We start from the raw sequence: 19,276 nt of genomic DNA, 5'->3' as shown, positions 1-19,276 counted from the left end.
TTTGCCCAAAAAGCTTCTGTAAAAATCCCACCTGTATTCCCCACCTTCATTAAAATTGACGACGATACCATAATGCCGCAGCATCGACTTCTTCTCTTGTTAGCTGATGTCCGCGATTTTCCCAATGAAGCGTAACTGAAGCGCCTGCGCCTTGCAGCAATTGCTCGAGCTCCTGTGATTCCTCTGGACGGCACATTGGGTCATTTTCACCAGCTGCGATAAAGACTTGTTTCCCCGCTAATGAAGGCAATGAAACCCCGCGTCTTGGAACCATTGGATGATGCAGGATAGCTCCTTTTAACGCATCCTCGTAATGGAATAAAAGACTTCCAGCAATGTTTGCCCCATTAGAATATCCGATAGCCACCACATTGTGCCGATCGAACCCATATTCATCTGCTGCTTCTCCGATAAATGTATACAGTTCCTCTGTCCGCTCAATTAAATCCTGCTCATCGAAAACACCCTCTGCTAAACGTCTGAAAAAGCGCGGCATACCGTTTTCCAACACATTTCCTCTCACACTAAGAACAGAAGCGTCAGCATCAACCAAATCGGCAAGCGGCAATAAATCTTCTTCCGTCCCGCCAGTACCATGCAGTAATAACAAAACAGGTCTTTGTTCATTCTTTCCTTTTCGAAAAAGATGCTTCATCATGAATCTCCTTTCCCTTTCCACTCTCTCACTTCTATTGGCAGCACAATTTGTTCAATCTGACTGCGCTGCGCCTCATATTGCGGTGGCAGTTTCAATGCTTCACCCATAGTTTCCACTGATTCATCGTGTGCAAACCCTGGAGGATCAGTCGCAATTTCAAATAATATGCCGCCAAGCTCTCTAAAATAAATGGCATTGAAGTAATTTCGATCTTGCACAGGTGTCACTTGATACCCGCTTTGCACAATATGTCTTTGCCAATCTAATTGATCCTGATCATCTGTCGCTCTCCATGCAATATGATGCACAACCCCAACACCCATACGTCCGCGTGCAACAGGTGTCTTGTTCACATCAATGACATTGCCTATCTCACCAAATGAACGGAATCTTACATAATCCTCTTCTGCTCCAACTCGTTCAAAACCCATTGTTTGTTCTAGCAGCTGCATCGTTTGCTCTGGCTGTGATGTTAATAAAACAGCTCCCCCAAACCCTTTTATTGCAACATCTGGCGTTACGCCATTAAATGTCCAATCATTTTGTTTTCCCTCCGCACGTTCTACTAGCTCAATCAACAAGCCGTGTGGATCTTCAAATGAGAGAAAGGCTTCATCAAAGCGTTCAACCATTTCATAAGAAATATCAAACTGCTCAAGACGTTCCTTCCAGAAAGAGAAAGCGCCTGGCGGTACAACATATGTCGTCACGCCCACTTGGCCAGCGCCAATTTGTCCCTTTTGAGCACCTGGCCAAGGGAAAAACGTGATAATCGTCCCCGGAGATCCTCCTTCATTTCCAAAATATAAATGGTACGTACCTGGATCATCAAAATTAACGGTCTTCTTCACGAGACGAAGTCCTAAAATACCTGCATAAAAATCAACGTTCTCCTGAGGATGCCCTACAATTGCTGTGATATGGTGAATTCCTTCTGTTTTCTTCAATTCTAATGACCTCCTAATCATGAAGTACAAGCCTCTATTCATTATGTCTTTACTGACGTCTTTATATTATCTCGAATTCGAGATATTAAACCAAAAAAATATATTTATCTCGAATTAAGGATATGATGTTTTTAAATAAATGTCAACGGTTTTTGTTTTCCCTTTTAAAAAAGCAGGTCTGCTTTTTACATAACAGACCTGCTCTTCCTTGATTATTGCAGTAATTTTTTCTTTTTTAAATAGGCTTTCGCAACCTGAAATGCATCCTTACCTCTCACATTTACTTCATAATTCATTTCTCTCATCTCATCATCTGTGATTTGACCACCAAGCTTATTGAGAGAGGTCTTGATCTCAGGGAACTCAGTTAATGTCTCCTGTCTTAGCAGCGGTGCTCCTTGATATGGCGGGAAAACATGCTGATCATCATCAAGCACCTTTAATTTGTATTCCCTCAATTCACTGTCTGTCGAATACGCATCGACTAAATTGATATCTCCTTTTTGAATCGCTCGATACCGAAGCTTCGGTTCCATCGTCACCACATCGTCAAAGGAAAATTGATAGGTCTTTTGAATACCTAGATACCCATCCTGTCGATCAGAAAATTCTAAGGTGAATCCAGCCTTTATGCGATTCTTGATCTTGCCTAGATCTGAAATATTGGATACATCATATTGATCAGCCAGCGACTGAGGCACGGCTAAAGCATACGTATTGTTGTAAGCCATCGGCTCAAGAAGGCGGAGCTGAAAGGATGATTCCAAACCACGCCGCGCTTGCTCATACACTTTTTCTTTATCTGTGCTTTTCGCTGTTTGTTTGAGGAACTCAGAAATCGCAGTACCGGTAAACTCAGGATAAATATCAATATCACCAGACCGTAAAGCTTGAAAAACAAAGGACGTCTTGCCAAGACCAGGCTTAAGATTGACTTGAATATCCGTATCCTGTTCAATTAAAAGCTTATACATCGAGATCAGGATTTCAGGCTCTGATCCTAACTTTCCACCGATGGTGATTTCTTTCTTTTCTTGTTGAAACAGTAATGGGCCCGCGACAACTGCTCCTGCAATCACAGCAAAAACCGTCACAGAGATCACAGTCTTTTTAAAAGAGATTTTCTCAAAAGTGCGCAGCACCACATCAAATAAGAGTGCGAGTAAGGCAGCTGGTATAGCCCCAATGACAATGAGCGACATATCATTTCGATCAATTCCCAGCAAAATCAGACTTCCTAACCCCCCAGCTCCGATCAGTGCGGCAAGAGTGGCAGTTCCCACAATGAGAACCATCCCGGTTCTGATACCTGCCATGATTACTGGCATGGCCAAAGGCAGCTCCACCTTTAATAACCGTTTGCGGTGATTCATTCCCATGGCAAGCGCCGCTTCTCTCAGGGAAGGGTCGACCTCCTGAATGCCTGTATATGTATTTCTTAAAATAGGGAGTAAGGCATAGACGACAAGCGCAATAATGGCAGGCACTTGTCCAATCCCAACGAGAGGAATCAACAAGCCAAGCAGCGCGAGCGACGGAATTGTTTGCAAAACCGCCGTCACCCCAATCACCCACTCTGCAAGCTTTGGCACCCTCGTTAAATAGATACCTAATGGAATGGCAATCAAAATGGCTAAAAATAAAGCAATAAACGAAATTTGAATATGCTCAAGTAAGGCGTGTCCCAATTGTTCTTTTCGGTCCAATAACACACTGATCCAATCATTCATGTGACTCGCCCCTCTCTCTAGGAGAATCAGCTAAAAACTGAATCACCGCTTGACGATTCACTAGTCCAATTCGCTCCCCGTCCTTTTCTACAGCCAATTCCTCATGCTTTGCCAATTGGGATAAGACCTCATCCAGCGTGGCATGTGCTGTGATCACTTCATAGCCTAAAAGAGACTCATGAGCCATTGGTCTAGCCATGGCCTCTAGCTCAAACGCTTGATGTCCCACATGGCGAGCAGCCCCTGAAACAAACTCCCGAACAAAAGCATTGACTGGGTGTTGAACCAATTCCTCTGGACGACCAATCTGCACCACTTCCCCTTCCTTCATGATACAAATTCGATCACCAAGCCTCATCGCTTCCTGCATATCATGCGTCACGAAGACAATGGTCTTTTGAATACGGCGCTGCAAATCAAGCAGATCATCCTGCAATTTCTCCCTCGTTAGTGGATCTAACGCACTAAAGGGTTCGTCCATCAGGACAATCTCAGGATCAGCTGCAAGTGCACGTGCCACACCGACACGCTGCTGCTGTCCACCAGATAGCTCTGATGGCTTTCGAAGTCGATACATAGCAGGATCAAGCCCAACCATCTGCATCAATTCATCCACCCGCTTATTGGTCTCATTTCGGCTCCACTGTTTGAGCTCTGGCACCACGGCGATATTTTCTTCAATGGTCATATGAGGAAAAAGAGCAATTTGCTGCAGAACATACCCAATTTCCCAGCGCAGCTCATACATATCATAATCATTTATTTTTTGACCCTTTATGTAAATCTCACCTTCTGTAGAAGAAATGAGACGATTGATCATTTTCAATGTCGTCGTTTTCCCGCTTCCACTAGGTCCAATAAATACAAAAAATTCACCTTTCTGAATCTCTAAATCAACCGATTGAACGGCATAGCGCTCATCAGAAAATTGCATCGATACCTTCTTAAATTCAATCATCTTCCCACGCCCTGACTGCAATTATTTTCTAGACTATCAATATGACAGATTGACCCCGTATTTGTATAGAACAAACTGTCACTTTCTCTCTCTTTTACATGCTTCCCCTAGGATGCCCGCCAAAAACAGCTCTAGCCAATTCGGATGAGATTCTTAGTGAAACAAATAAAAAAAGCGAAGAGCTCGAGGCTCTCCGCTTTTAAGTCAACGACTTACTCACCAGTAACGTATGGAAGTAATGCCATTTGACGTGATTTTTTAATCGCTAATGTCAATTTACGTTGATACTTAGCGCTAGTTCCTGTTACACGACGAGGTAAAATTTTACCACGCTCAGAAACAAACTTTCTAAGAAGATCAACATCTTTGTAATCGATGTGCGTGATACCGTTAGAAGTAAAGAAACATACCTTACGACGTTTCGCACGACCGCCTCTGCGTCCACCTGCCATTTGTTTTCACACCTTTCCTTTAGTCAATTTTTCAGATCAATTAGAATGGCAAATCATCATCGGAGATGTCAATCGGTTTACCATCATTCGCAAATGGGTCATCATTGAAGCTATTTCCCTGATTACGATTTTGTTGGTTGCTCTGATTGCCATATGGATTTTGATTTGGTTCATTTCCGAATGGATTCTGATCGTTTTGGCTACCGCCATAATACTGGCCTCCGCTATTGCCACCGCCGCTGTATCCACCTGAACCAGCACCGCCGCTCTTAGGCTCAAGAAATTGAACACTTTCAGCTTGAACCTCTGTCACGAAGACACGCTGTCCTTGCTGATTTTCATAGTTTCTTGTCTGCAAACGACCGTCTACACCGGCAAGACTTCCTTTTTTCAAGAAATTAGCCACGTTCTCGGCTTGTCTTCTCCAAGTAACACAGTTAATGAAATCGGCTTCACGCTCTCCAGATTGATTCGTAAACGTACGATTCACAGCTAGAGTAAACGTGGCTACAGCCGCACCATTAGGCGTGTAGCGAAGCTCAGGGTCTTTTGTTAGTCTTCCGACCAATACAACACGGTTTAGCATATTGAAAGACCACCTTTAAATATATATTTCAATGATTTATACTTCTTCTTTAACAACAATGTGGCGAATGATATCGTCACTGATCTTAGCTAAGCGGTCAAATTCTTGAACTGCTGCAGCGTCAGATTGAACGTTTACGATTTGGTAGAAGCCTTCACGGAAATCGTTGATTTCGTATGCAAGACGACGTTTACCCCAATCCTTTGTTCCAGTGATCTCCGCACCGTTAGAAGTTAACACGTTATTGAAACGCTCGATAACTGCTTTTTTAGCCTCATCGTCAACTGTTGGGCGGATGATGTACATAACTTCGTACTTTCTCATCTGATTGCACCTCCTTTTGGTCTAAGCGGCCCTAAACGGGCAAGGAGCAATAAATTATATTACTCACAATTGTATATTATAACAAATCTCTTGGCCTATGACAAGAACCTATACATTAAAACGGAAATGAATGACGTCTCCATCTTTCACTACATATTCTTTACCTTCTAGACGGACTTTTCCAGCCTCTTTTGCAGCAGACATGCTTCCACCAGCAAGTAAATCTTCATATGCAACCGTTTCAGCACGAATAAACCCACGTTCAAAGTCCGTATGAATGATTCCAGCACATTCCGGTGCCTTCATTCCTTTTTTAAACGTCCAAGCGCGTACTTCCTGCTCACCTGCTGTGAAATAAGTAGCTAAACCAAGAAGTGAATAAGATGCTTGAATCAGCTGATCTAGACCTGACTCTTTGATGCCAAGCTCTTCAAGGAACATCTGCTTCTCTTCTCCTTCAAGCTCTGCAATTTCAGACTCGATCTTCGCACAAACGACGATGACTTCAGCATTTTCACCAGAAGCAAACTCACGGATTTGCTGCACATATTCGTTACCGTCATGATCCGCTACTTCATCCTCACTCACATTTGCTACATAAAGAACTGGTTTAGATGTGAGTAAATGAAGCTGTTTCACAAGCTTCTGCTGCTCATCTGTAAATTCTACAGATCTTGCCGATTTCCCAGCTTCAAATGCGTCCATTAGCTTCGACAAAATATCAAATTCAGCTACCGCTTCCTTATCCTTTTGTTTTGCAAGCTTACTCACACGAGCCAAACGCTTTTCAACTGTTTCTAAATCAGCCAAAATTAATTCTAAATTAATGGTTTCGATATCTGACACAGGGTCAACCTTACCTGATACGTGTGTGATGTTATCATCTGCAAAAGCTCTCACCACGTGACAGATCGCATCTACTTGACGAATGTGAGAAAGGAATTTATTTCCTAAACCTTCACCTTTAGAAGCCCCTTTGACAATACCGGCAATATCAGTGAATTCAAAAGCAGTCGGAACTGTCTTTTTCGGCTGCACCAATTCTGTTAGTTTTTGCAAACGCTCGTCTGGAACTTCTACAATTCCGACGTTTGGATCAATGGTACAAAACGGATAGTTAGCAGACTCCGCTCCAGCCTGTGTAATTGCATTAAATAGCGTTGACTTCCCGACGTTAGGTAAGCCAACAATACCAGCTGTTAAAGCCATTCTTTCATCTCCTCTATATCAAACGTGCTCGTTATACTGCGTAATATGAACCTAGAGCAATTATAAGTAGGTTTACATGAAAAGACAAGCTAACCGTTATGCATTATCAATAGAAGAAACATTGCCAAAAAGGATAAATCAGTGCTTTAAAACGCGAATTCACACCTGCTTCTTCTATACAAAAGACGAATTTCATCAAAAAAGCATGAGGCCTACTTAAGCAGTTGGCTCCTCATGCTTGACGAGAATTTTCTTCATTTTTCGTTCAAAGTCTCTTCTTGGGATCATCACGCTGTGCCCGCAGCCTTCACATTTAATGCGAATATCCATGCCCAATCGAATAACTTTCCACCGATTGACACCACATGGATGGGGTTTCTTCATTTCAACGACATCATGTAACCCAAACGCTTTGTCTGCCATCAGCCTTCACCTCTCTTGCTCACTTCATTGAATCTATTGTACAAAAAAACGGCGATGAAGAGCAATGTACAAAACAAAGAACCTCTTTCAATCATTCATCCTATTCTTTTTTATAGAAAAAACCCTTCTTTTAGATCATTTTATTTGTGACCAATAGTTACTTAAACTCCGCTTTTTTTCAATATTGTCACAAACACTGTAGGTCAAAAGGTTTTTATTGGTAGAACGCTGTGGTTTTTCCATATTTTTTGATTTATGATATCTGCATAAATGTTATGTGAGGGAGCAGGTACGATGGTCAATCGAAAGGATAGATTAACTGATAAAGAATATAAAATCATATCCGATCATGCTGGAAACATAGACAATTACCAGCAGCACCATACGATAGAAATAGGTCAGCAAACGCTCACTGTCCATGATTTTCTCAAGGTCGATCATCAATTATATGGTTTAACGATGCAGCCGGAACAATCAGACGAGTTCATCGTCGCTTTTCACTGTCCGCAGCCAAATCAAATGCCGGTGACCTCGCCACAAGATGTACACACCGCGGCACAGTCATTGCTTAAAACGGATTATGCCTATCCCATTGAAAGGAAGTCCCTTGATGGCAATCAAGATCATGTCTTTTTTAAAGGAAAGGAATACATAGAGCAAGTCTGTCAGCAGCATCCAAATGCAGGTATCTATCTCACTGGACAAGCCCTTGCCGGTGCTGTTTGTGCTTATGTTGCAACAGAACAGCCAGCTGTCAAAAAAGCCGTCACCTTTGATAGCCCAAATATATGGAGCAGTCTGTCGCCTGCGATTCAGCAGAAAGCGCAGCAAGGTCAATACACACGGATATTGACTGAATATATTCAACCTAGTCATTATGTAGGTTTACTCAATCGTCATGATCATGGGGTTGGTCAAGTCAAGTATACTGTACCGCCACGGCAGCAAGACGCCGTCCAAGAACCCGTTAAATACAAGAAAAGAGAAATTGATACCTTTTTAAAATCAGCTTTTGCGTCTATGAATATAGAATGGAACGAATCCTTTGATACAAATGCTTTTTTAGCTCTTATTTCTGGGAGTTACAAAGTAAATGGGTATTCATTCCACACAGATGGGTCTGCCCGTATTTTAGATGAACAGCTTGATCATAATACAAGTTTTACAGCCATGCTGTTGCAAGAAATCCATTCTGGACGTGCATATGCACAAAGCGGCCTTGAAATTATCATAAAATCCCATTTACTGAAAAATTCATCCTACGATCTCCAAAGCGTGATTGAACATGAAGTACACACTATATTTGAGAAAATCGATGGGATCGATGAAAGTGTAAAAGACGCCGTCCAGCATGTAAAACAGGAGCTCAAAGGACTCGTCGGCTTTGGTCACTATGATTTACTAAGTCCTAGTGATGTGGAAGCACTAGTAGAGGAAGTGAGGATGGAACAACATCATTCCTCCTTTTATTCACACGAAAAACAGCTGAATGCCTTGTACACCCTGAGAGATTACGAACAAGAACTTTCTACCCTTTCAAGACATATGTACACAATGGGTGATGACTACGCCAAGGCAGATAGACGCCTTGCGATGCAAATGGGTATTCATTAAGAAAGGAGTCATCGCATGATCAATCAAAATAAACCTCCTAGTGACGCCCAGCGTTTCTTGCAAAATGTGAGTGCCCGCCGCTCCATGTCTGTATTTGAAAATCAATCGGCACCGCAAACACAGACGCAGTCCCCCGAAGAAATGGCCGCAATTCAGGCCATACGCAGAGAAGGACAGCGAAAGGATCTAAAACGGCTGCTCAAAATGCGGCTTCATGACGAATTAGCAAACACTCGCGTGCACTTGGAGTATCAATTGTCTAAAACCGAAGATATGATCAACCAAACGACCATTGTCAAACAACACATCTCCCAGCATTTAAAGGGACAAGCCATTTCAGAATTAGAGGAACGACTTCAGCGTCTCAAGCAAATGCCAGTCTATGATGATATCAAAGACGCCATTGATTCTATTCGGATAAAATAAACACCGCTCTGACAAAGAGAGGTGCTTATTTTATTTTATCAATATAATTTTTAGAGCGGGAAAATATCTTTTTACTTAAAATCGGATATAGCATTAAACAGACAAGCAAATAAAGATTCAGCAAACTATATATCGGATACAAGAAAGCAATCAAATCGGCAAACCCAAGAGATGTTAAAGGCGCCATCAAAAGAAGCATCACCAGCACAACCAGCCAGCGAGGCAATGGTACAAAAGAGAGCATCCGGCTGGATAAACCAAATAAACCTGCCGCTGTCGTCGTATAAATAGCTAGACAAAGGACAACGGTCATAAACACAAACAATGATGTCGGCGCTCCTTCTAATACTGTAAACAAAGGAATGCCTTCTGCTGATAGGCTCCCAGAAATATCAACCAGTATTTCGTTATACACGTACGAGATGACCCCAAAAATCAGGCCGCTTAATATACTCGCCACTTTGGCCTCTCCAAGCCCCTTCATTTCTTTCCCAACCGAAGACAATACTGCGACAACAGATAATATATTCAAAGAAGCAAAGACAATGCTGGCAGGCCAATTGTACTGCTGCCCAAAATCAATCCGCCACATATGATCATGGTTCATATAATAAAAAACAAACGCATAGATGAGCCCCGCCACCAAAATTGGTATAATGAAAGCATTCACAGATAAGAGCCCTTTCACATCCCAGAAAAAAATCATAAATGAAAACAGACAAAATGCACCGATGCCAATCCAAAATGGCACATGATACATCTCGAGTGTCACCCCGCCACCGGCAATCATGACTGTCGTTGTCGTGAATAAATAAAGGACAATTAAAACGTCATACACTTTAGCCAGCCATGGACCGACAAGCCGCTCTAGCACTGGCACAAAGTGATCGGCACGTACCTCATAACTGATTTTCAACACCACATAGGTAGACAGCATGAACATCAATGTAAACAATAGAATGGCTAGTCCGCTATCAATGCCAAAAAACTGCCAAATTTCTTGGCCGGAAGCATACCCCGCTCCTATTAAGCTTCCTAAAATTAAAAGCGTCCACCTTGAACCAGCCTTCCACACAATCATCACCTCATAGGTATAGAATTAAGCTTGTTTCCGTATACTGTTACTAACTACTATGACAAGGAAGTGAGACCTATGAATAGCAAGAACGGTCTTTTTTTTAGAAATAGGGTGAAAGAATACGTGTCCCATACGGATACAAACGCCATTCAACAGCTTAAAAGTATTTTATTCTCGCATCTTCAGAAAGCAGGAAAAAGACCCGTTGCCATCGTTTGTATTGGAACAGACCGCTCAACAGGCGACTCTCTAGGTCCACTTGTTGGTACAAAACTTTCAGGTCTTGATTTGAAAAAGCTTCATGTATATGGAACGCTCTCTGACCCAGTTCATGCGGTCAATTTAAAAGAAAAGCTCGCTGAAATTGAACAAGCTCATAAACATCCGTTTATTGTAGCGATTGATGCCTGTTTAGGAAGAGTGAAAAGTGTAGGCTCCTTCCAAATTGGAGATGGCCCGTTAAAGCCTGGGGCGGGTGTACAAAAGGAGCTGCCAGAGGTAGGAGATATTCATATTAATGGAATCGTCAATGTGAGCGGTTTTATGGAATACTTCGTTCTCCAAAACACACGTCTTCATCTTGTCATGTCTATGGCCAATACACTTTCTGAAAGTCTATCTCACATTGATCAAATGGATTGGACAAGAGAAAAAAACCGGTCTCTTTTCGCTCCTATTCAAAATATCACTGGGAGAATATAAAAAAGACCATCTCGTATCAAGATGGTCACTCTGATGATTCTCTCGTAGAAAGCAATTCGAGGATTCTTTCTAAATCTTCGTTGGAGAGAAATTCAATCTCAATTTTTCCTTTTTTCTTCTGTTTCTTGATCGTCACTGAAGTGCCAAAGTAGTTTTGTAAGAAAGACTCTCTTTCTTTCAACACTCGATCCTTTGGTGCTTCTTTTTTCTTTGTTTCACGTGGAACATTTTCGTTTAACTGCTGAACAAGTTTCTCAACCTGGCGTACGTTTAACCCCTCATCCACGATTTTCTTTACCAATGGCGCTAGCTTATTTTTGTTTTTCAAGCTAAGCAATGTTCTTCCATGTCCCATCGATAATGTTCCATCTGCAATCAGCTTTTGTACTTCATCCGGTAAAGTCAAAAGACGGAGATGGTTCGCAATATGCGGTCTGCTCTTCCCTAATCGCTTCGCTAATTCCTCTTGCGTCACACTTAGATGATCTAGCAAGGAAGCATAGGCTTCCGCTTCTTCTAATGGAGATAAATCCTCGCGCTGCAGGTTTTCTAAAAGGGCAATCTCTCTCATCAGCGTTTCTGAGAATTCTCTAACGATCGCAGGAATTGTTGTCAGACCAGCTTGTTGCGCTGCACGAAAACGGCGCTCTCCTGCTACAATGTCATATCCTTTAATCGATTTACGGACAATGATCGGCTGTAAAACACCGTGCTGCTGAATTGATTCTTTGAGATCAGACAATGCATCATCATCAAACGTTTTCCTTGGCTGATAAGGGTTCGGACGCAAATCCTTTAATTTGATTTCTTCGACCGTTTCTTCATTTGAGTCTACATGGTTAAATAGTGCATTAATACCCTTTCCAAGACCTTTAGCCATTCGCATCCACTTCCTTTGCTAAGTCTAAATAGACATCTGCACCTCTTGAACGTGGATCATACAAGATAATCGGCTTCCCATGACTAGGCGCTTCACTCAGTCTCACATTTCGCGGAATCACGGTCTGATAGACTTTATCTCTAAAGTATTTCTTCACTTCTTCGATGACCTGAATCCCAAGATTTGTTCGTGCATCAAGCATTGTCAGCAAGACACCTTCAATGGCAAGATCAGTATTTAAATGTTTCTGCACGAGACGAACTGTGTTTAACAATTGGCTCAATCCTTCAAGCGCATAATATTCACACTGTACCGGGATTAAAACGGAATCGGATGCTGTTAACGCATTAATCGTCAGTAATCCGAGTGATGGCGGGCAGTCAATAATCATATAATCATAATTTTGCTTAACAGATTCAAGTGCTCTCTTCAATCTCACTTCACGTGAAATCGTAGGCACAAGCTCTATTTCAGCCCCTGCAAGCTGTATCGTCGCAGGAATGACATCAAGATTTTCGACCTCTGTCGTCTTAATCACATCAAGGACATCTGCATCATCAACTAAGATATCATACACACATTTCTCTACGTCGGCCTTCTCAATCCCAATACCACTCGTGGCATTGCCCTGCGGATCAATATCAACTAACAACACTCGTTTACCTATGTATGCTAAACACGCACTCAAATTAACAGAAGTTGTCGTCTTCCCGACGCCGCCCTTCTGGTTGGTAATCGCTATGATTTTCCCCACGATGTCACCCACTTTCAACTTAACAAGTTTCTCATTTTATTCATACTTCCTATTCTATCAAAAAAAGTATGAAACGTTTGCTTTTTTTGTTTCTCCATTATATATTCGTCAGCAAATGTCTATTTTCGTACATGAAAGGACGAACCAAAACGGATTAAAAAATATATCGATATATCTTTTTGGTGGAAAAGACAAGCATAAAAAACCCTCACTTTCATCAAAAGTGAGGGGCACATGTCAAAAATGTAATCCACCAATTTTACGGCCTTCGTTCACAATGACTTTAGGAGTCACTGTATGATAGCTTCTCTTTTTTAAGAATCCGTAGGGGGTTTTAATGGTATATGTCGCATGTCCCAAAGCGTCACCTGTTTTGGCATAGGCCTGCCACACAATCTTTGAACAATAAGTCGGGTCCAGTGATTGAATTGACAGGGTGATGGAGTATCGAGCCTTTGGATGAGTTTTCACATAATCGTGCGCCCATTCCCCTGCCAGGTCTGCTGTTTCCTCTTGATTAATCCGAATTACCTTTGTATTGGCATTATAGCGAAACCAGTTAAGAATGGAATCAAGCTGAGGATGCTGTCGAAACCCTGGAATAGAAGCAAAGCTTTTCTCATTAATGACGATACCTGCATGTCCAACGATACCCTTCAAAGCATCAGTACTTGTCACCAATATATCTCCTTTTTTAGGCATAATATCGGTACCAGGATACGGCTTTCCTAAAAGGTGCTTGATGGTGTGCGGCTTTTCATCCGTTACCAACTCATCCTGCTTGTTTTGTTGTAAGCCATAATCCTTCAAATCATCCTCAGCTGAAATCAAGTCAATTGTGTCGTCCTTAGACTCATGCTCATGATTTAATTGCTGTAAAGTGACCTCCTTAGAAACAACACCTTGTTTCTTCAGAACGTTCAGTTCTTTTTTGGCCAGCGGGCTTTCTTCTGCAGGAGCCGTTGGCGAATTCACAGCAAATATGGTTGTTTCATTTGTAAAAAGAGAAAAAGAAAATAGTAAATAACAAATAATAACAAATGTCGTCTTTTTCATTTTCATCGAGTCATGTCACCTCCTTTCTTCTATGAAAATCACATTTTACCAATTTATGAATAATAAGTAAATATAATGTGGAACCAATAAAAAAAGCTGACGAGTGGCTCTCATCAGCTTTTTTCTATTTAGGAATCCGAATCGTTAATTGGATATATTCCTCAAACTCTTCTTCCTCGGTATTTATTTTAAGCCCGCTGTCTTCTACCATATGGAGAGACTGACGAATGGTATTCATCGCAATTCGTGTATCACGACTAAACGCCTTACGTTTTGGCTTCGGTTTGCGATCTGTTTTTTGTTCAAGCATTTTCACTACACGCTCTTCAGTCTGTTTTACATTCAGCTGCTTTTCGATGATTTCCTGCAATAGCGCGATTTGTAATTCTGGAAGCTTTAGGGGTACAAGTGAACGTGCATGCCTTTCAGAGATTTTTTTCTCTAAAATGGCCTGTTGTACCTCTTCAGGCAACTTTAAAAGTCTTAATTTGTTTGCAACAGTTGATTGTCCCTTGCCTAAACGCTGAGCAAGCGCCTCCTGTGTTAAATCATGAAGCTCTAAAAGACGTGCATAAGCATGAGCCTCTTCAATAGCAGACAGCTCTTCCCTTTGCAAATTTTCAATCAATGCCACAGATGCCGTTTCCGTATCAGTAAAGTCTTTTATAATAGCGGGGATTTTCTCCCATTGAAGAGTCTGTACCGCTCTCCAACGTCTTTCGCCGGCGATCAGTTCATATTTACCTTCTTCTTCTGTTGGTCTGACAACAATAGGTTGGATAATGCCATGGGTATGAATCGTCGTGGCCAGCTCATGTATCTTTTCTTCTGAAAAAATGGTGCGTGGCTGAAAACGGTTTGGCATAATTGTGTCGACCGGGAGCTCCTGTATCTCTTCCTTTAATGTATCATGCTCAGCAATCTCTGCCTCTATTTCGGTTTCACGCTCAGGATGTTCTTTGTCACCAAGCCCGAAGAAGCGTGAGAGTGAATGCTTCATGAACCTACACCACCTTTAAAAACTACCTTTTTATAATTCTATTTTCTCATGTTTTTTCCTTCTGTAAAATCTTAAATATTGAAGAAAAACCGACCTTTTACATGATCAACCTTCTATTGGTGATTTATTAGGTGTTCCTGGTTTTCTAGGATATTTTTTTGGTGTTTGCTTTTTCTTTTCAATGACAATGATGTTCCGTTCGCTTTCTTCTAAAGGAAGAACAAAGGAATGCTTTTCAACAACCTCTCCTCCGAGGACAGTAACAGCTTTTTTCCCTGCTTGCATTTCTTCATCAGCGGCAGATGCTTTTAATGCAACAAACAATCCTTCCTTTTTTACAAGGGGCAGACATAGTTCGCTCAAGACGGATAAACGCGCAACCGCTCTAGCAGTGACAAGATCATAGCTTTCACGCTTTTCCTTACGTTGTCCAAACGTCTCCGCACGATCATGATAAAAAGTAGTATCTTGTAAGTTTAACCCTTTTGCTAACTCATTGAGAAACGTAATTCGTTTCTGAAGAGAATCAACAATGGTTACATGTAGATGAGGGAAGCAAATTTTAAGAGGAATGCTTGGGAAACCAGCACCAGCTCCAATATCGCAAATCGTCGTCACTTTGTGAAAATCAATAAAAAATGCTGCTGAAATTGAATCATAAAAATGCTTTAAATACACTTCTTCCTTTTCAGTAATGGACGTTAAATTCATTTTCTCGTTCCATTCTACAAGCATGCGGAAGTAAGTTTCAAATTGTTCAAGCTGCACAGGAGAAAGAGTCATCCCTTTCTCCTCTAGTGCTGCTGTAAATTGTTCAATGTTCATGCCGACATCCTTTCTATTCTGCTATCTTCGCAATACGTCCCTGCTCTAAATATACTAAAAGGATAGAAATATCAGCAGGGTTAACGCCTGAAATACGAGAAGCCTGTGCAACAGAAAGCGGTCGGACTTCTTTCAGCTTTTGTTTCGCTTCAGTTGCAATCCCTTTGATGGCATCATAATCAATACGATCAGGAATCTTTTTGTTCTCCATCTTTTTCAGCTTTTCAACTTGTTGGAGTGACTTTTCAATATATCCTTCGTATTTAATTTGAATCTCTACCTGCTCACACACATCAGAAGGAAGTGGTGTTTCAGCAGGAGCTAACGTCACAACAGATTCATAGTTCATTTCTGGACGCTTCATCAAATCACTTGCACGAATACCGTCCTTCAGCTCACTTCCACCAAGTGAACGAATAAATTCTTGTGTCTCTGCTGTAGGTTTGATGATGACAGAATATAAACGTTTTTTCTCTGCTTCAATGGCTTCTTTTTTCTGCTGGAATGTCTGGAATCTTTCTTGAGAAATTAATCCAATATGATAGCCAAGTTCAGTTAATCTTAAATCCGCATTGTCATGACGAAGAAGCAAACGATACTCTGCACGGGATGTCAAAAGACGGTAAGGTTCATTTGTTCCCTTTGTGACAAGGTCATCAATGAGAACACCGATATATGCATCAGATCGGCTTAAAATGACTTCTTCTTTACCCAATGCTTTTCTTCCTGCATTAATACCTGCCATAATTCCTTGACCTGCTGCTTCCTCATAGCCAGATGTACCATTAATTTGGCCCGCTGTATATAATCCAGAAATTTTCTTCGTCTCAAGTGTAGGCCACAACTGAGTAGGCACAATTGCATCATACTCAATGGCATAACCCGCTCTCATCATTTGTACATTTTCGAGCCCTGGGATGGTGGAAAGCATGCGCTGCTGTACATCCTCTGGAAGACTTGTAGACAATCCTTGAACATACACTTCCTGCGTATTACGACCTTCTGGCTCTAAGAAAATTTGATGTCTCGGTTTGTCATTGAAACGAACCACTTTATCTTCAATGGAAGGGCAGTATCTAGGACCAGTTCCTTTAATCATACCTGAATACATTGGAGAACGGTGAAGATTCTCATCAATAATTTGATGTGTTTCTAAACTCGTATATGTTAACCAGCATGGCAGTTGGTCTGTAATATATTCAACCGTTTCATAGGAGAACGCCCGCGGAACATCATCACCTGGTTGAATTTCTGTTTTACTATAGTCAATCGAGTGACTATTCACTCGAGGAGGTGTTCCTGTTTTAAAGCGAACCAAATCGAATCCTAACTCTGCTAGGTGATCCGATAATTTGATTGATGGCTGCTGGTTATTAGGACCACTTGAATACGATAGATCCCCTAAAATAATGCGGCCTTTTAAGAAAGTCCCAGTCGTTAATACAACAGACTTCGCACGATAGTTTGCTCCTGTTTGGGTAACGACACCTTTACATTCATCATCTTCTACAATTAAATGATCCACCATACCTTGAAGCATTGTCAGGTTCGGTTCATTTTCCATTGTTTTTTTCATTTCATGCTGATATTGGAACTTATCTGCTTGCGCTCTTAACGCACGGACAGCAGGTCCTTTCCCCGTATTCAGCATGCGCATTTGAATATGCGTCTTATCTATATTTCGTGCCATTTCTCCGCCCAGTGCATCAATTTCTCTAACGACAATCCCTTTTGCAGGACCGCCTACGGACGGATTACATGGCATAAAAGCAACCATATCGAGGTTGATAGTCAATACAAGTGTTTTAGCGCCCTGTCTTGCAGAAGCAAGAGCAGCCTCAACCCCAGCATGACCGGCACCCACGACGATTACGTCATAATTGCCAGCTTCATAACCCATTTCTTATGTTCCTCCCTTTACTTTCCTAAACAGAATTGAGAGAATAGCTGATCAATCAAGCTTTCATGAACAGCATCTCCTATAATTTCACCGAGCTGTTCCCAGCAGCGTGTTAAATCTATTTGAACAATGTCGATCGGTACGTCCATTTCAATGCCTTCAAGAGCATCCTCAATTGATTGTTTTGCTGCCTGAAGGAGGGCAATATGCCTTGTATTACTTACATACGTTAAATCTCCACTTTCAATTGATCCAGTGAAGAACAGTGATTGAATCGCCATTTCAAGCTCATCAATGCCCTTTTCTTGTAATAATGATGTGGTGACGACCGGACGATCCTTCGCTAACTGCTTGACCTTTTCTACATCAAGCTTAGGCTCAAGGTCTGTCTTATTCACAATCACGATGATATCCATACCTGAGACAGCCTCAAAAAGCTTCATATCTTCTTCTGATAATTCTTCGCTATAATTGAGCACAAGTAAAATCAGGTCAGCTTCTTTTAAGACCTGTCTAGATCGTTCAACCCCTATACGCTCAACAATGTCCTCAGTCTCACGTATACCCGCAGTATCGACTAGACGAAGAGGTACACCTCTTACATTCACATATTCCTCAATGACATCTCTGGTAGTTCCAGGAATATCTGTGACAATCGCCTTTGTTTCCTGTACAAGGCTATTCAGCAAGGAAGACTTTCCAACATTCGGCCTTCCTATAATCACAGTGGATAAGCCCTCTCGAAGGATTTTCCCTTGCTGAGAAGTCGAGAGCAGCGACTCAATTTCTTTTTTGACCGATGTCGCTTTTTCCACTAAGACGCGATGTGTCATTTCTTCAACATCGTCATACTCAGGGTAGTCAATATTGACTTCAATATGCGCCAGTGTTTCTAGGATCTCGCCGCGCAGTCGCTGAACCAAACCGGAGAGACGTCCCTCCATTTGAGTGATTGCTACGTTCATCGCACGATCAGTCTTTGCCCGAATCAAGTCCATGACAGCCTCTGCTTGCGAAAGATCTATTCTTCCATTTAAGAAAGCACGTTTTGTGAACTCACCTGGCTCCGCTAATCTTGCTCCTTCTCTTAAAGCAAGCTGCAATACTTTATTGACCGTTACAATTCCGCCATGGCAGTTAATCTCAATAACGTCTTCTCTCGTAAATGTTTTTGGCGCTCGAAGTACTGACACCATGACCTCTTCTATTACTTGATCAGTACTTGAATCCACAATATGACCATAATGAATTGTATGGGAATCCACTGATACAAGTTTTTTCTCCTTAGGCCCTTTATACATCCGATCAGCGATCTGTACCGCATCAGGCCCACTTAAACGAATAATCGCAATTGCTCCTTCACCCATCGGTGTAGAAATGGCTGCAATTGTATCCATCACTCAATCACCTCTTTCTCTACTTAATAGACAGTCTTTTATCTATTAAATGGACGTTGTCCATCTCTATATTAAAAACGCTTAATCCAAAATTTAAAGATACCATAAATGAAAGCGAAGTGAAAGTATCCCATATCTAATTATCCACAGCTTTGCATCCTATCTATTTTAACACTTAACATATCCACATGTGAATAACGACGTTCTAAACTTACCTTCACATCTTACACCGAAATCCAATAAATTTAAACGCCCTGATCCCTTTGCTTACTTGTAAAAATGGCGTTTTCCACTCATATCACACACTAATTTTTTAGAAATAAAGGATGAATCTTCTATAGAAAGACAATTTTTCAA

Annotated in this window: 20 protein-coding genes; 3 read left to right on the top strand and 17 right to left on the bottom strand. The window is 41.5% G+C overall.

Features of this window, described 5'->3' with window-relative positions; all coding sequences use genetic code 11:
* Positions 1 to 49 precede the first annotated feature (49 nt).
* From C6347_RS00160 to C6347_RS00120, 9 genes are all read right to left on the bottom strand, one after another.
* Positions 50 to 658, bottom strand: a complete 609-nt coding sequence (locus tag C6347_RS00160) for an alpha/beta hydrolase (protein WP_060597699.1) — start codon at positions 656 to 658, stop codon at positions 50 to 52.
* A complete protein-coding gene (locus tag C6347_RS00155) occupies positions 655 to 1,626 on the bottom strand; it encodes a ring-cleaving dioxygenase (protein WP_181185419.1) in 972 nt (323 codons plus the stop codon). Before C6347_RS00155 ends, C6347_RS00160 begins: the two co-directional genes overlap by 4 nt.
* Positions 1,627 to 1,817: 191 nt before the next feature.
* Positions 1,818 to 3,335, bottom strand: coding sequence for an ABC transporter permease/substrate-binding protein (locus C6347_RS00150; RefSeq protein WP_106036338.1), 1,518 nt, complete (start codon positions 3,333 to 3,335; stop codon positions 1,818 to 1,820).
* On the bottom strand, positions 3,328 to 4,293 hold the full coding sequence (locus tag C6347_RS00145; protein WP_106038846.1) for an ABC transporter ATP-binding protein: 966 nt from the start codon (positions 4,291 to 4,293) through the stop codon (positions 3,328 to 3,330). The genes C6347_RS00150 and C6347_RS00145 overlap by 8 nt, the downstream gene beginning before the upstream one ends.
* Before the next feature lie 212 nt (positions 4,294 to 4,505).
* Positions 4,506 to 4,745, bottom strand: a complete 240-nt coding sequence (gene rpsR, locus C6347_RS00140) for a 30S ribosomal protein S18 (protein WP_008347556.1) — start codon at positions 4,743 to 4,745, stop codon at positions 4,506 to 4,508.
* A 40-nt stretch (positions 4,746 to 4,785) separates the two neighbouring features.
* On the bottom strand, positions 4,786 to 5,331 hold the full coding sequence (gene ssbA / locus C6347_RS00135) for a single-stranded DNA-binding protein SsbA (protein WP_034660649.1): 546 nt from the start codon (positions 5,329 to 5,331) through the stop codon (positions 4,786 to 4,788).
* Between the two features lie 36 nt (positions 5,332 to 5,367).
* Positions 5,368 to 5,655 (bottom strand): 30S ribosomal protein S6, encoded by a 288-nt coding sequence (gene rpsF / locus C6347_RS00130; protein WP_003215073.1) that lies wholly within the window; start codon positions 5,653 to 5,655, stop codon positions 5,368 to 5,370.
* Positions 5,656 to 5,763: 108 nt separating this feature from the next.
* Complete coding sequence (gene ychF / locus C6347_RS00125; protein ID WP_034660650.1) at positions 5,764 to 6,864, bottom strand: redox-regulated ATPase YchF; 1,101 nt, start codon at positions 6,862 to 6,864, stop codon at positions 5,764 to 5,766.
* A 216-nt stretch (positions 6,865 to 7,080) separates the two neighbouring features.
* A complete protein-coding gene (locus C6347_RS00120) occupies positions 7,081 to 7,287 on the bottom strand; it encodes a DUF951 domain-containing protein (RefSeq protein ID WP_012011910.1) in 207 nt (68 codons plus the stop codon).
* Between the two features lie 294 nt (positions 7,288 to 7,581).
* On the opposite strand from C6347_RS00120, the gene C6347_RS00115 reads away from it, so the two are divergent.
* Both C6347_RS00115 and C6347_RS00110 read left to right on the top strand, forming a co-directional pair.
* Positions 7,582 to 8,901 (top strand): hydrolase, encoded by a 1,320-nt coding sequence (locus tag C6347_RS00115; protein WP_106038845.1) that lies wholly within the window; start codon positions 7,582 to 7,584, stop codon positions 8,899 to 8,901.
* 15 nt (positions 8,902 to 8,916) lie between these two features.
* On the top strand, positions 8,917 to 9,327 hold the full coding sequence (locus C6347_RS00110) for a hypothetical protein (RefSeq protein WP_060597704.1): 411 nt from the start codon (positions 8,917 to 8,919) through the stop codon (positions 9,325 to 9,327).
* A gap of 25 nt (positions 9,328 to 9,352) precedes the next feature.
* Here C6347_RS00110 and C6347_RS00105 read toward each other — a convergent pair whose 3' ends face one another.
* Positions 9,353 to 10,408, bottom strand: coding sequence for a YkvI family membrane protein (locus C6347_RS00105; protein ID WP_080869565.1), 1,056 nt, complete (start codon positions 10,406 to 10,408; stop codon positions 9,353 to 9,355).
* 72 nt (positions 10,409 to 10,480) lie between these two features.
* Here C6347_RS00105 and yyaC point away from each other — a divergent pair, with 72 nt between their 5' ends.
* Positions 10,481 to 11,107: a spore protease YyaC gene (yyaC, locus tag C6347_RS00100; protein ID WP_034660655.1), complete on the top strand. Its 627-nt coding sequence runs from the start codon at positions 10,481 to 10,483 to the stop codon at positions 11,105 to 11,107.
* 25 nt (positions 11,108 to 11,132) lie between these two features.
* Here the strand turns inward: yyaC and C6347_RS00095 are convergent, their stop codons facing one another.
* From C6347_RS00095 to mnmE, 7 genes are all read right to left on the bottom strand, one after another.
* On the bottom strand, positions 11,133 to 11,987 hold the full coding sequence (locus C6347_RS00095; RefSeq protein ID WP_060597705.1) for a ParB/RepB/Spo0J family partition protein: 855 nt from the start codon (positions 11,985 to 11,987) through the stop codon (positions 11,133 to 11,135).
* A complete protein-coding gene (gene soj / locus C6347_RS00090) occupies positions 11,980 to 12,741 on the bottom strand; it encodes a sporulation initiation inhibitor protein Soj (RefSeq protein ID WP_034620351.1) in 762 nt (253 codons plus the stop codon). The genes C6347_RS00095 and soj overlap by 8 nt, the downstream gene beginning before the upstream one ends.
* Positions 12,742 to 12,978: 237 nt before the next feature.
* On the bottom strand, positions 12,979 to 13,803 hold the full coding sequence (locus tag C6347_RS00085; protein WP_066031462.1) for an orthopoxovirus pf05708 family protein: 825 nt from the start codon (positions 13,801 to 13,803) through the stop codon (positions 12,979 to 12,981).
* 118 nt (positions 13,804 to 13,921) lie between these two features.
* Entirely contained in the window at positions 13,922 to 14,797 is an 876-nt protein-coding gene (gene noc / locus C6347_RS00080; protein ID WP_034660661.1) for a nucleoid occlusion protein, read from the bottom strand.
* A gap of 105 nt (positions 14,798 to 14,902) precedes the next feature.
* The gene (rsmG, locus tag C6347_RS00075; RefSeq protein ID WP_034660662.1) at positions 14,903 to 15,622 is read right to left on the bottom strand and encodes a 16S rRNA (guanine(527)-N(7))-methyltransferase RsmG; all 720 of its coding nucleotides are present in this window, start codon (positions 15,620 to 15,622) and stop codon (positions 14,903 to 14,905) included.
* Positions 15,623 to 15,635: 13 nt separating this feature from the next.
* Positions 15,636 to 17,522, bottom strand: a complete 1,887-nt coding sequence (gene mnmG, locus C6347_RS00070; protein WP_066031461.1) for a tRNA uridine-5-carboxymethylaminomethyl(34) synthesis enzyme MnmG — start codon at positions 17,520 to 17,522, stop codon at positions 15,636 to 15,638.
* A 17-nt stretch (positions 17,523 to 17,539) separates the two neighbouring features.
* Complete coding sequence (gene mnmE / locus C6347_RS00065) at positions 17,540 to 18,919, bottom strand: tRNA uridine-5-carboxymethylaminomethyl(34) synthesis GTPase MnmE (RefSeq protein ID WP_060597707.1); 1,380 nt, start codon at positions 18,917 to 18,919, stop codon at positions 17,540 to 17,542.
* Positions 18,920 to 19,276 lie beyond the last annotated feature (357 nt).

This window comes from Bacillus sp. NMTD17 (assembly GCF_002998735.1).
Lineage (GTDB): Bacteria > Bacillota > Bacilli > Bacillales > Bacillaceae > Bacillus.
This window is presented reverse-complemented; position numbering and strand designations above follow the sequence as displayed.